Genomic DNA, 12,600 nt, shown 5'->3' with positions numbered 1-12,600 from the left:
GACATGGCCATCGTGCGCGAGGCCATTGGCGTGTGCGGCCTGATCACCCCATGGAACTGGCCGCTCTACCAGATCACGGCCAAGGTCGGCCCCGCCCTGGCGGCCGGATGCACCGTCGTCCTCAAGCCCAGCGAGCTGTCGCCCCTGAGCGCCTTGCTCTTTGCCGAGGTGGTGCACGACGCCGGCATTCCGCCGGGCGTGTTCAACCTGGTGAGCGGCAACGGGCCGGAGGTCGGCGCCGCGCTGTCGGCGCATCCGGACGTCGACATGATTTCGATCACCGGCTCGACCCGGGCCGGCGTCCTGGTGGCCCAGGCGGCGGCCCCGACGGTCAAGCGCGTGGCCCAGGAGCTCGGCGGCAAATCGCCCAACGTGATCCTGCCGGACGCGGACCTCGCGCGCGCTGTGCCGGCAGGCGTGGCGGCCGCCTTTCGCAATGTCGGCCAGTCCTGCAGCGCGCCGACCCGCATGATCGTGCCGCGCGAGCGCCTCCAGGAGGTTGAACGGATCGCGCTCGAAGCGGCCTTGAGCTTCGTCGTGGGCGATCCGCGCTCGCCGCAGACCACGCACGGCCCGGTGGCCAACCGCGCCCAGTTCAATCGGGTGCAGGAAATGATAGCCATCGGCATCGCCGAGGGTGCGCGCCTCGTCTGTGGCGGCCCCGGCCGGCCGGAGGGCCTGGAGCGCGGCTTCTACTGCCGCCCGACCATCTTCTCTTCGGTACATCCGCAAATGCAGATCGCGCAGGAAGAGATCTTCGGGCCGGTGCTTTCGATCATCGCCTACGACAGCGTGGACGAGGCCGTGGAGATCGCCAACGATACGGTCTACGGCCTGGGTGCGCACGTGCAGGGCCAGGACCTCGCCGCGGCGCGGGCGGTCGCGGCGCGCATCCGTTCCGGGCAGGTGCACATCAACTATCCGGCCTGGAGCCCCCATGCCCCCTTTGGCGGCTACAAGCGCTCGGGCAATGGCCGCGAATACGGCATCGAAGGCCTTGAGGAGTATCTGGAGACCAAGGCGATCCTTGGTTTTCAGGACGCCTCGATGCCCAGTACGACAGTGAAACCATCGCGCAATGCGCAGGAGCAATCATGACAGTGGCCTTAATGCTGCACCGTGCCAACGGCGCGCCTGTTTCAACCTCTTTCCGCCGGGCGGCGTTCGGCAAGGACGACCCCTTTGCGCGAAATCGGGAAATCGCCTGGGAAGGACCCGACGCGATGGCCGTGGGCCGAACCAGCTTCATTGGTGAGCTCGAAGTCGCAAGTTATCCCCACATCGAAACGATTGTTGTGGCGGAAGGAGAGCTGACATTGACGGCGGCCGGAGCGGCCCCGCTGGTGCTCGGTCCCCAAGCGGGTGCCGTCATCGGATGCGGCACCGCGCTTCGCATCCACGCCGCGTCCCGCGTGCAGTTTTCGTTTTGCGCGGCCGCTTGCGAAAAGCCGACGAAACACAACCTTGTTCCCTTGCGCGCCGACGCCGACTTCAAGCCGTCCGCCACGCTACCGCCAGAGGCGCTGCTGGGCCCGGCCCCGGAATGCCGCAGCGACAACGTCTTTACCGAGGAAAGCGTGGAGTACCGCGCGGGCACCTGGGATTCCACCCCTTACCACCGGATCGTCCGCCCGCATCGCCAGAACGAGTTCATGCACCTCGTGGCCGGTAGCGTGCGATTCGCCGCGCCCGATGGCAGCGTGCTGTCGGCAAACACCGGCGATGCGCTTTTCGTGCCGAAAGGCGCATCGGTCGGATGGGAAAGCAGTGATCGCGTGGCGAAGTTCTTTGTGGTCCAGGCCGTCCAGGCTTGAACGGGCGAGCGAAATCCATCATGTCCCCTCCGCTAGTCCACATCAACACCTCCCCCAAGCCGCCGGCCTCCGCTGACGTCGTCGTGATCGGCGGCGGCATCGTCGGTGTCTTTGCCGCCTACTATCTGGCCCAGCGCGGCGTTTCGGTCGCCCTGGTCGAAAAGGGGAGGATAGGCGCGGAGCAGTCCAGCCGCAACTGGGGCTGGTGCCGCCAGCAGAACCGCGATGCGCGCGAACTGCCCATGGCCACCAAGAGCCTCGAACTCTGGGACCAGTTTGCCATCGACAGCGGCGAAGACACGGGTTTTCGTCGCTGCGGGCTGCTGTTTCTTAGTAACGACGAGGCTGAATTGTCGGGCTGGGCCAACTGGCGCGATTTTGCCAAGACCTCCGGCGTCACGAGCCACATGCTCAGCAGCCGCGAGGCTGCCGAGCGGGGGAATGTTACCGGCCGCGCCTGGAAGGGCGGCGTCTTCTCGCCCAACGATGGCACCGCCGATCCCGGCAAGGCCGCGCCGGCCGTGGCGGCTGCGCTCATGAAGCTGGGCGGCAGCGTTCACCAGAATTGTGCCGCCCGCGGCATCGAAACGGAAGGCGGGCGCGTCAGCGGTGTCATCACGGAAGCCGGCGTCATCAAAACCAGGACGGCCGTGCTCGCCGGCGGCGCCTGGGCATCCGCGTTCTGTCGCCAGCTGGGCATCCGTTTCCCGCAAGCGTCTATCCGCCAATCCATCCTCAGCGTGTCCCCCGTGGAGCATCACTTGCCCGATGCCCTGGTGATGCAGGGAGTGTCGGCCACGCGCCGCAACGACGGGCGCTACGCACTGGCCATCAGCGGCCGCGCGCGCGTGGACATTACGCCGCAGTTCATGCGGTTCGCTCCGCAATTCGTGCCGATGTTCGCCAAGCGCTGGCGCAGCCTTCTTCCGGGAGGCCTGCAAGGCATCCGGGGTGGCCACGAAACGCTGAGGCGGTGGCGGCTCGATGCGCCGACGCCCATGGAGCGGATGCGCATTCTCGATCCGAAGCCCTGCCTGAGCACGATCAAAGAGACCCACCGCCGCGCTGTCGAACTGCTGCCCCAACTTCAGGGCGCAAAGATCACGCACGCGTGGGCCGGCTTCGTCGACAGCACGCCGGACGGTGTTCCCGGCATTGGTGAAGTGCCGGGCATGCCGGGATTCATTCTGGCCGCCGGCTTTTCAGGACACGGCTTTGGCATCGGCCCCGGCGCAGGTCATTTGATTGCGGACCTCGCCACCGGCGCCGAACCGATCGTGGATCCCACACCATTTCGGCCCGGCCGATTCAGCAGTTCCGCGTGGGGTAAGGTCGCTGAATTCTAGGCAGCGCCCGCCCCAATCCATCCAGCCAGCCCCGCAACCCCTAACCAGGAGACAACCATGAATGATTCCAACAGAGAACTGAAAGGTACCCACATGAAACGGACCCACAACACTGGCGATGCCCTCATGGGCAAACTGACACGGCGCGACGCCGTATTTGCCGGGGCGGCAACCTTTGCCCTGGCTTCCCTGGGTGTGGCGGAGAGTGCCCACGCCGCCGGGCCGGCCGCGAAACCGACGGGCCAGGCCATCCTCGGCTTCTCGCAGGAGGTGACCGTCCTGCATCCGCTGATGACCGCCAACGAGGTGGACCAGGGCGTCTGGTGGAATCTTTTCAGTCCGTTGTGGATGATCGACGCGGAAGGGAAGTTCGTGCCGGTGCTGGCGAAAGCTATCCCCACCGTTGAGAACGGCGGCATTTCGGCCGACGGGCTGACCTGGCGTGTCGAGTTGCGGCGCGACGTGAAGTGGCATGACGGCAAGCCGATGACGGCGGAGGACGTCAGGTTTTCCATCAACCTGATGAAGAACCCGGGCTTCCGCGCCCGCAACCGTGCAGCCTTCGAGCTCATCAATTCCGTGGGTGTCGAAGGCGACAATGTGATCACGTGGAAACTCAGGGAGCCGTACGCGCCGCTTGCGTCCGTGCTGAGCTGGACCTTCATCGTTCCCGCGCACATTCTTTCGCAGAACCCGGATCCGAACTCGCCGCAGTTCGCCGCCGCGCCCATCGGCACGGGGCCGTTCCGCTTCGTCAGCCGCAAGACCGGCGACCACGTGATCCTCGAAGCCAATCCGAGCTACTTCGGCAAGGCTCCGACCCTGAACCGGCTCATCTTCAAGTACGTACCGGATCTGAACGCCATGTACACGCAGTTCAAGACCGGAGAGCTTGACTTCATCGGCCTGCAGGGCATTCCCGCCAACTTCTACAAGGAAGCGACAGCATTGCGGGGCCGCCAAGTCCACGCTGCGAACCGCGGCGCGGTGGAGAACCTGACGCTCAACCTCGCGCACCCGGCGCTCGGGGACAAGGCGGTGCGCAAGGCGCTGAACATCGCGATCGATCGGCAGTCGATCTGCGACCTCGTCTATTACGGCGTGCCCAAGCCGGCGAACAACTACCTCGTCCCGACGCACTGGGCCTACAACCCCAACCTGCCGAAACCGGCGTATGACCCGAAAAAGGCCGCCACGATGCTGGACCAGGCCGGCTGGGTGCGCGGCGCGGATGGCATTCGCGTCAAGAACGGTGTGCGGCTGTCCTTCACGAATTCGACGGTCACGGGCAACCAGTTGCGCGCGCAGACGCAACAGCTCATCGCCGACGACTTCAAGAAGATCGGCGTCGAGATGCTGATCAAGAACCTGGTGGCGGCGGTGCTGTGGGCCGAGTTCTGGAGGAACTCCGAGTTCGACAGCCTGATGACCGCGCCGACCTACACGATCGCCTCAGACCCTGATGTCACGCACCGTTTCGGCGGCGGCGCTATCCCGAAGCAGACCGGCTCGGGTTCGAACGTGAGCCAGTACAAAAATGGCGGGGTAGATACGCTGCTCGCCCGGGGCCGCCAGGAATACAACACCGCCAAGCGCAAGGAGATCTACGCCAAAGTCCAGGAACTGATCATGGACGACCTGCCATTCCTGCCGCTGTTCTACGAAGTGCAGATCGAGGGCACGAAGACCGGCCTGGACGGCTACGCGAACAACGTGAACGCGCTGGCCAATAGCTGGAACGCGGCCAGCTGGCGCTGGACGGCCTGACGCATCATGGCACGCTATCTTATCCGCCGCTTGCTGCAGTCGCTGCTGCTGCTCGTGCTGGTCTCGATGATCGCCTTCGCGATCCTGCATCTGGCGCCCGGAGGGCCGCTGGCGCAGTTCCTGGCCACCGGCAATCTCGGCCAGGAAGACGTCGACCGGCTGATGGCGCAGTACGGCTTGAACCGGCCCGTGCCGATCCAGTACCTCGACTGGGCCGGCAACCTGCTCTTGGGCGATTGGGGTAGCTCGTACCGGGATCAGCTACCGGTGCTGAAGAAGATCGGCATGCACGTCGGGCCGACGCTCGAACTCATGGTGAGCTCGACGCTGCTTGCGATGTTCATCGGCGGCATGATCGGCATCCTGGGTGCGGTGCGGCGCTATTCGTTCTTCGACCACCTGGCCACCGTGGGCGCGATGGTCGCGCTGTCGATCCCCACGTTCTGGTTCGGCCTCGCTGTCATCTATGTGTTTTCCGTGAACCTCGGTTGGCTGCCGGCCGGCAACCGCGAAACGATCGGTGACGGCTCTTTCATCGACCGGCTGCAGCACCTGGTGGCGCCGTGCATCGTGCTGGCGCTGGTGTCCACCGCGGTGTGGAGTCGCTACATGCGCTCCTCGATGCTTGACGTGGTGAACCAGGACTACATCCGCACCGCCAAGTCCAAGGGCGTGCCGGCCATGCAGATACTTCTGCGCCATGCGCTGCGCAACGCGCTGCTGCCCATGATAACGATCACCGGCCTGCACGTGTCCACGCTGCTGAGCGGCGCGCTGGTGACGGAAACCGTCTTCACCTGGCCGGGCATGGGCCGGCTCTTTCTCGACAGCGTGAGCAACCGCGACTATCCCGTGGTGATGGGAATGCTGATGTTCACGGCTTGCATGGTTCTGCTGGGTAGCCTGCTCGCGGATCTTCTCTACTCTGTCGCGGACCCGCGCATCAAAGGAGCGTCGAAATGAGCGCCGTCCAGACCGTATCGGTAGCCCCACCGCGCCGGACGCTCGCCGAGCGCTATCCGGCCCTGAGGCGCTTCCTGCGCCACCGCGTGGCGCTCGTGGGCGTGGGCGTCGTGCTGTTCATGACGCTCTTCAGCTTTGTGGGCCCCTGGCTGATTCCGTTCAATGACACCGACACCGACATCCGCGCGCGGCTGACGGGGCCGTTCGCGGGCCCGCACCTGTTCGGAACCGACCCGCTGGGCCGCGACATCCTGGCGCGCCTGATGTATGCCGGCCGCATCTCCCTGTCCATCGGCTTCGCGGCCACCGCGCTGTCGGTGGTGGTCGGCGTCCTGGTCGGTCTCGTGGCGGGCTTCTACCGCGGCGCGATCGGGGCTGCGCTGATGCGCTTCGTGGACGCCATGCTCTGCTTCCCGACCATCTTCCTGCTGCTGGCCATTGCGGCCCTGATCGAGCCCTCGGTCACCTCCATCGTGGTGCTGATCGCCGTGGCAAGCTGGATGGAAGTGGCGCGCGTGGTGGAAGGGCAGATACGGTCGCTGCGCGAACGCGATTTCGCGCTCGCCGCGGAATCGCTCGGCGCCAGCGACAGCCGCATCATGTTCCGTGAGCTCTTGCCCAATGCCGTCGCGCCCATCGTGGTCGCTGCGACGCTGAACATCGCCCACGCCATCCTGGCCGAGGCGTACATCAGCTTCCTGGGCTTCGGCATCCAGCCGCCGACGCCGAGCTGGGGAAACATGCTGGAGAACGCGCAGAGCTACCTGACCAACGCGCCCTGGCTCGCCATCGTGCCGGGGCTGGCCATCACGCTGACCGTCACGAGCTTTAACTTCATTGGTGACGGCCTGCGCGACGCGCTGGACGCGAAACTCGATCGATGACGGGTGATTGACATGAACCTTTACGAACCAATCCACATCCGCCACGCCCAGGCCGCCGTTGAAGCGGAGAACATCCTGGACGTGCGCGATCTGAACGTCGCCTTTCGCACAGCAGCTGGAACGGTGCATGCCGTGCGCGACGTCAGTTTCTCGGTGCGCCGCGGCGAGACACTGGCGCTGGTGGGGGAAACCAGTTCCGGCAAGAGCGTGACCTGCCTCGGCCTGCTCGGCCTCACGCCGCCCGCGCCGTACTGCACCATCACGGGTTCTGCGCGCCTTATGGCTCGCGATGGCAACTCGTATGAACTGGTCGGAACGCCCGAGCGCATGATGCGGCGGGTGCGGGGAGGCGTCGCCTCGGTGATTTTCCAGGAACCGATGACGTCGCTGAATCCGGTGCACACCGTCGGCGCGCAGATCTGCGAGAGCTTGCGGATCCACCTAGGGATGAGCGCGCGTGCCGCCACGGACCGCGCCGCCGAACTCCTGAACCAGGTCGGCATCTCGGACCCGAAACGCCGGCTGACGAACTATCCGCACGAACTCTCCGGCGGCATGCGGCAGCGCGTAATGATCGCGATGGCGATTGCGTGTGAACCTTCGCTACTGATCGCGGACGAGCCGACCACCGCGCTCGACGTCACCATCCAGGCGCAGATCCTTGAGTTACTGGAAAAACTGCAGTCCGAGACCAGGATGGCCATGATCTACATCACGCACAACCTTGGCACTGTCGCCGAGATTGCCGACCGTGTGATGGTGATGTATGCGGGCCGAATCGTCGAGCAGGCCGATGTTGTTGAGCTGTTCACGCAGCCGCGGCATCCCTACAGCCGCGGCCTGATCCACTCGGTTCCGCGGCTGCATTCGAACCGCGCCCGGAAAACCCCGCTGTTCGCAATTCCAGGGAATGTGCCCGATCCAGCCGCGCACCCGCCCGGCTGCACCTTCGGGCCGCGCTGCGGCCATTTCGAGCCGGGCCGCTGCGATGCCGCAGTGCCGGTCCTGGAGAACGCACAGCCGGGCCATCTGGTGCGATGCGTCCGTTGGCCGGAAATTGAAGGAGCCGTGTGATGCAACAAAAACCCCTTACTCCCCCCTTGTTGCAAGTCGAGGGATTGCGCAAGTGGTACCCGCTGGGTGGCGGCTGGCTCGGCAAGCCGGCGCAGAACGTCAAGGCGGTCGACGGCGTCAGTTTCGAGATTCGCCGGGGCGAGGTGCTGAGCCTGGTGGGCGAAAGCGGCTCGGGCAAAAGCACCGTCGGCCGCGCCATCCTGAACCTGGACCCGCCTACGGCAGGGGAGGTGCACTTCGACGGAGAACCCCTGGTGGGCCTCACGCGGCGCCAGATGCGGCCGCTGCGGCGTGCGATGCAGATGGTGTTCCAGGACCCGTACTCGTCCCTGAACCCGAAACACACGGTCGAGGAACTGCTCTCCGCGCCGCTGGAAATCCACATGCCCGAGCTGACCTTGCAGGAGCGTCGGGACCGCATCGATGCCGTGCTGAAGACGGTCGGGCTGAACCCCGCGCACCGCTCGCGCTATCCGCACGAGTTCTCGGGTGGGCAGCGCCAGCGGGTCGGCATCGCCCGTGCGCTCATGACCGAGCCGCAACTGCTGGTGGCCGACGAACCGGTGTCGTCCCTCGACGTGTCCGTGCAGGCCCAGGTGATCAATCTGCTGCTCGAGCTCAAGCAGAGGCTTGGCCTCACGATGCTGTTCATCAGCCACGACCTCGCGGTGGTGGGCCATATCTCAGACCGCATCGCCGTGATGTACCTGGGCCGCCTCGTGGAGATCGCCGACGCCGAATCGTTGCTGAAAAACCCGCGGCACCCCTACACGCGCGCCCTGATGGCCGCCGTGCCGAACCTCGATCCGCGGCAGCGGCGCCCGCGCGAACTGCTCAAGGGCGACATTCCCAGCCCCTTGTCTCCCCCCTCGGGCTGCGCGTTCCGTACGCGCTGCCCACACGCCCAGTCGGCGTGCGCGAACGGGGTTCCCGAACTCAGATTCGTCGAACGGGATCATGCGACCGCGTGCATCCGGGACGATATCTAACAGAAACTTATGTCTCCACCCATTCTTCGCATACGCAGCGACGACAAGCTGCCCGAACGAGCCGACGCCGTGGTGATCGGCGGCGGCATTGTCGGCGTTTCCACGGCCTATTTCCTGGCCAAGCGCGGCCTCTCTGTCGCGCTTCTCGAAAAGGGCTACATCGGCGGGGAGCAGTCCAGCCGCAACTGGGGCTGGTGCCGCCAGCAGAACCGCGACGCGCGCGACCTGCCGCTCGCGACGCTGGCGCTGCGGCTCTGGGAGGAACTCTCGCGCGACATCGGGCGGGACCTCGGTTTCCGCCGCTGCGGCCTGTACTACGCCACCGACAAGCCGCAGCAACTCTCCACCTGGGAGACATGGGGCCAACAGGTCGGACGGCCCGGCGGCGTCCGCACCCGCATGCTCGACGCGGCGGAAGCCACTAACGTCATGAAAGGCAGCGGCAGCCGCCAGTGGCTGGGAGGCGTGCATTCGATGGACGACGGCACGGCGGAGCCCGCCCTTGCTGCCCCGGGCATTGCCGAAGGCGCACGGGCGCTTGGCGCGACCGTCCATCAGGATTGCGCGGCCCGCGGCCTGGACATCAGCAACGGCGCGGTCACTGGCGTGATCACGGAACGCGGCATGATCAAGACCAGCGCCGTCGTGTGTTCCGGTGGTGCCTGGGCGTCGGCCTTCTGCCGCCGGCACGGCATCTCCTTCCCGCAGGCGAGCGTGCGCGCGACCGTCCTGCGTACCCGTCCCATCGAGGGTCTGCCGGCGGCGCTCTCTGCACCGGAGTGCTCGCTGACGCGCCGCCTGCAAGGCGGCTACAACCTGGCGATCAGCGGCAAGGCGAAACTCGAGCTCACACCGCAGGGGCTGCGCTACGCACGCGAATTTATGCCGATGTTCATGAAGCGCATCAAGGCCGTGGAGTTCGGCATTGGCCGCTCCTTCTTCCGCGGCCCTGAGGCGCTGGGCAGCTGGCGCTTCGACGAGGTGTCGCCGTTCGAGCAGATCCGCGTCCTCGATCCCGCGCCGGATCCGCAGGCGATCCGCAACCTGCTCGGCTGCTTCCAGAACCTGTACCCCGCGTTGAAGGACGTGGCGGTGGACCAGGCCTGGGCTTCCTACATCGACAGCACGCCGGACGGCGTGCCGGTCATTTCGCCGGTCGATGCCATCAAGGGCTTCGTACTCGCAGCCGGGTTCAGCGGCCATGGTTTCGGCACCGGCCCTGCCACGGGGCTGCTGGTCGCGAACATGGTCACAGGCGAGCAGCCACCCGTCGATCCGACGCCCTTCCGCTTCTCGCGCTTTGCCGACGGCTCGAAGGTCACCGTCGGTGCTTTCTGACGACTTCCCGCCTACGGCCTGCTTCCATCAATTTCTCTTTTCACAAAAGGACCACCTCTCATGAGCAATCTCACCTTCTTCAAGTTTGACGACCTGGGCCCCTCGCGGGACAGGGCACCGCTGCCGGAACGCCTCATGGAAGGCAACCCGCAATTCAGGAGTTGGGAAGTCGAACGATCTTCCGACGACAAGGTGCTCACCGGCATTTGGGAGACGACACCGGGCACCTTCAAGTCGATCAAGGGCGGCACCCTGGAGTTCTGCTACATCCTCTCGGGCGTGTCGGAAGTAACCGAGGACGGAAAGCCGCCGGTGCGGGTACAGGCCGGCGACGCGTTCGTGATGAAGCCCGACTTCACCGGCGTGTGGCGCTGCATCGAAACGACCCGCAAGATCTGGGTCGTGTATCAATGAGCCCGTTCCTGGCCTGAGCCATGCCCAACGCCACCGTCAACCTCAGCAGCGACACCGTCACCCAGCCGACCCCTGCCATGCGCGCCGCCATGGTTGCCGCCCCCCTGGGCGACGACGTCTACGGCGCTGACCCGAGTGTCAATGCGCTTCAGGAAAAGATCGCATCGATGCTCGGCTTCGAGGCCGCCCTTTTCATGCCGACCGGCACGCAGAGCAACCTCTGCGCGATCCTCGCCCACTGCGGCCGAGGCGACGAGTACATCGTCGGCCAGCAGGCGCACTGCTACCTCTGGGAAGGCGGCGGCGCCGCGGTCTTCGGCAGCGTGCAACCGCAACCGCTCGACCACGCTCCCGACGGCACGCTGCCGCTAGCGCAGATTGAAGCGGCCATCAAGCCCGACGACGCGCACTTCGCGCGCACCCGGTTGTTGGCGCTCGAGAACACCCTCCGCGGCAAGCGGCTGCCCTTTGAATACGTGCAGGCGGCGACCGAACTCGCGCGGTCGCGCGGCCTGAAGCGCCACCTCGACGGTGCGCGCCTCTTCAACGCCGCGACGGCGCAGGCCGCGGCGTTCGGGACCGACGTGCGTGCCGAGGCACGACGCATCGCGCAGTGCTTCGACAGCGTGTCGGTCTGCTTCAGCAAAGGGCTGGGCGCACCGGTCGGCTCGGCGCTGTGCGGATCGCGCGAGTTGATCGCACGGGGGCACCGCATCCGCAAGATGGCGGGCGGCGGCATGCGTCAGGCCGGTCTGCTGGCCGCCGCCGCGTCGCACGCGCTCGACCACCACATCGACCAGCTCGCCAGCGACCACGCGCTGGCGCAGCGGCTCGCCGTCGGGTTGGCCGGAATCGAGGGCCTGCGCGTCGAGACGCCGCAGACCAACATCGTCTTCGTAGACCTGGAGGGTGGTGCCGCGTCGCGCGCGACCGATCTGCTGGCGCACCTGAACGCGCGCGGCATCCTGGCCACGGGGCTGTACCGGCTACGCTTCGTCACGCACCTGGATGTGGATGCGGGCGGGGTCGATCGCGCGCTCGTCGCGATCCGCGAGTTCTTTGCGCACTGAGGGCCTAAGCTGCATGTCTTTCTTGTACAAGGCCGACCCCGTGCGCGGCGCGGAATGGGCGCGTTTGTTCGCCACCAAGGCGCCCGACATTCCGTTTCATATCTGGCCCGACACCGGAAAGGCGGACCGCGTGCGCTATCTTGCCGCGTGGGTGCCGCCGCAGGACATAGCGCGTCAGTTTCCCAACCTGGAGCTCTTCTTCTCCACGGGCGCGGGGATCGACCAGTTCGACCTTGCCGCGCTGCCGCCGGAATTGCCGGTGGTGCGCATGGCGGAGCCCGGCGTCGTCGCGGGCATGGTGGAGTACGCCACGATGGCGGTCCTCGCGCTTCACCGGGACCTGCCGGCCTATATCCGGCAGCAGCGCGAGGGCCTTTGGGCCGCGCACCGCGTCTATCCCGCATCGAAGCGGCGTGTGAGCGTCCTCGGCCTGGGCGTGCTCGGATGCGCTGTGTTGGATCAGCTGCGCACACTCGGCTTCCCGCTCGCCGGCTGGAGCCGAACGCGCCGCCAGGTCGAAGGCGTGGCCTGCTACGCGGGCCAGGAGGAACTGCCAGCGATGCTGGCCAGCACGGACATCCTCGTATGCCTGCTGCCCCTTACCCAGGAGACGCGCGGCATTCTCGACTCGACCCTGTTTCAGCATCTGCCGCGCGGCGCATCGCTGGTGCATGTCGGCCGCGGGGCGCACCTCGACCACCAGGCGCTGCTCGACGCGCTGGAGACCGGCTGGCTGTCGGGCGCGGTCGTCGATGTCACCGATCCAGAGCCGCTGCCGGCGGGCCACCCCTTCTGGGCACACCCGAAGATTCTGCTCACGCCGCACATCGCGAGCATGACGCAGCCGGAGACGGCCGTGGAACAGGTGCTCGACAACATCCGCCGGCACGAGGCGGGCGAGCCGTTGATCGGGCTGGTCGATCGTTCGCGGGGCTATTGAG

Annotated in this window: 12 protein-coding genes; all 12 read left to right on the top strand. The window is 66.3% G+C overall.

Annotation, left to right across the window (positions count from 1 at the left end):
* Positions 1-1,098 (top strand): aldehyde dehydrogenase family protein (locus AC1DUR_RS08340; protein WP_477721521.1); only part of this gene is annotated, 1,098 nt, incomplete at its 5' end.
* The gene (locus tag AC1DUR_RS08335) at positions 1,095-1,814 is read left to right on the top strand and encodes a cupin domain-containing protein (protein ID WP_477717559.1); all 720 of its coding nucleotides are present in this window, start codon (positions 1,095-1,097) and stop codon (positions 1,812-1,814) included. The genes AC1DUR_RS08340 and AC1DUR_RS08335, both read left to right, overlap by 4 nt.
* 20 nt (positions 1,815-1,834) lie before the next feature.
* The gene (locus AC1DUR_RS08330) at positions 1,835-3,160 is read left to right on the top strand and encodes an NAD(P)/FAD-dependent oxidoreductase (protein WP_477717560.1); all 1,326 of its coding nucleotides are present in this window, start codon (positions 1,835-1,837) and stop codon (positions 3,158-3,160) included.
* A 57-nt stretch (positions 3,161-3,217) separates the two neighbouring features.
* Complete coding sequence (locus AC1DUR_RS08325; protein WP_477717561.1) at positions 3,218-4,927, top strand: peptide ABC transporter substrate-binding protein; 1,710 nt, start codon at positions 3,218-3,220, stop codon at positions 4,925-4,927.
* A 6-nt stretch (positions 4,928-4,933) separates the two neighbouring features.
* Positions 4,934-5,890 carry an ABC transporter permease gene (locus AC1DUR_RS08320; protein ID WP_477717562.1) on the top strand — a complete coding sequence of 319 codons (957 nt, stop codon included), beginning with the start codon at positions 4,934-4,936 and terminating at the stop codon, positions 5,888-5,890.
* A complete protein-coding gene (locus tag AC1DUR_RS08315) occupies positions 5,887-6,774 on the top strand; it encodes an ABC transporter permease (RefSeq protein ID WP_477717563.1) in 888 nt (295 codons plus the stop codon). Before AC1DUR_RS08320 ends, AC1DUR_RS08315 begins: the two co-directional genes overlap by 4 nt.
* A gap of 12 nt (positions 6,775-6,786) precedes the next feature.
* Positions 6,787-7,848 carry an ABC transporter ATP-binding protein gene (locus tag AC1DUR_RS08310; RefSeq protein ID WP_477717564.1) on the top strand — a complete coding sequence of 354 codons (1,062 nt, stop codon included), beginning with the start codon at positions 6,787-6,789 and terminating at the stop codon, positions 7,846-7,848.
* Complete coding sequence (locus AC1DUR_RS08305; protein WP_477717565.1) at positions 7,848-8,837, top strand: ABC transporter ATP-binding protein; 990 nt, start codon at positions 7,848-7,850, stop codon at positions 8,835-8,837. The genes AC1DUR_RS08310 and AC1DUR_RS08305 overlap by 1 nt, the downstream gene beginning before the upstream one ends.
* Positions 8,838-8,846: 9 nt before the next feature.
* On the top strand, positions 8,847-10,175 hold the full coding sequence (locus tag AC1DUR_RS08300; RefSeq protein ID WP_477717566.1) for an NAD(P)/FAD-dependent oxidoreductase: 1,329 nt from the start codon (positions 8,847-8,849) through the stop codon (positions 10,173-10,175).
* Between the two features lie 60 nt (positions 10,176-10,235).
* Complete coding sequence (locus tag AC1DUR_RS08295; protein WP_477717567.1) at positions 10,236-10,589, top strand: cupin domain-containing protein; 354 nt, start codon at positions 10,236-10,238, stop codon at positions 10,587-10,589.
* Positions 10,590-10,609: 20 nt separating this feature from the next.
* On the top strand, positions 10,610-11,659 hold the full coding sequence (ltaE, locus tag AC1DUR_RS08290; protein WP_477717568.1) for a low-specificity L-threonine aldolase: 1,050 nt from the start codon (positions 10,610-10,612) through the stop codon (positions 11,657-11,659).
* A gap of 13 nt (positions 11,660-11,672) precedes the next feature.
* On the top strand, positions 11,673-12,599 hold the full coding sequence (locus AC1DUR_RS08285; RefSeq protein WP_477717569.1) for a 2-hydroxyacid dehydrogenase: 927 nt from the start codon (positions 11,673-11,675) through the stop codon (positions 12,597-12,599).
* Position 12,600 lies beyond the last annotated feature (1 nt).

This window comes from Polaromonas sp. P4_F4, assembly GCF_056401355.1.
Note: the sequence above shows the minus strand (reverse complement) of the source record. Positions and strands in the feature narration are given on the sequence as shown.

Coding starts and splice junctions, on each gene's coding strand:
- AC1DUR_RS08325 (WP_477717561.1), top strand. CDS start 3,218: ATGAATGATTCCAACAGAGAACTGAAAGGTACCCACATGAAACGGACC.
- AC1DUR_RS08330 (WP_477717560.1), top strand. CDS start 1,835: ATGTCCCCTCCGCTAGTCCACATCAACACCTCCCCCAAGCCGCCGGCC.
- AC1DUR_RS08335 (WP_477717559.1), top strand. CDS start 1,095: ATGACAGTGGCCTTAATGCTGCACCGTGCCAACGGCGCGCCTGTTTCA.
- ltaE (WP_477717568.1), top strand. CDS start 10,610: ATGCCCAACGCCACCGTCAACCTCAGCAGCGACACCGTCACCCAGCCG.
- AC1DUR_RS08310 (WP_477717564.1), top strand. CDS start 6,787: ATGAACCTTTACGAACCAATCCACATCCGCCACGCCCAGGCCGCCGTT.
- AC1DUR_RS08300 (WP_477717566.1), top strand. CDS start 8,847: ATGTCTCCACCCATTCTTCGCATACGCAGCGACGACAAGCTGCCCGAA.
- AC1DUR_RS08295 (WP_477717567.1), top strand. CDS start 10,236: ATGAGCAATCTCACCTTCTTCAAGTTTGACGACCTGGGCCCCTCGCGG.
- AC1DUR_RS08315 (WP_477717563.1), top strand. CDS start 5,887: ATGAGCGCCGTCCAGACCGTATCGGTAGCCCCACCGCGCCGGACGCTC.
- AC1DUR_RS08285 (WP_477717569.1), top strand. CDS start 11,673: ATGTCTTTCTTGTACAAGGCCGACCCCGTGCGCGGCGCGGAATGGGCG.
- AC1DUR_RS08320 (WP_477717562.1), top strand. CDS start 4,934: ATGGCACGCTATCTTATCCGCCGCTTGCTGCAGTCGCTGCTGCTGCTC.
- AC1DUR_RS08305 (WP_477717565.1), top strand. CDS start 7,848: ATGCAACAAAAACCCCTTACTCCCCCCTTGTTGCAAGTCGAGGGATTG.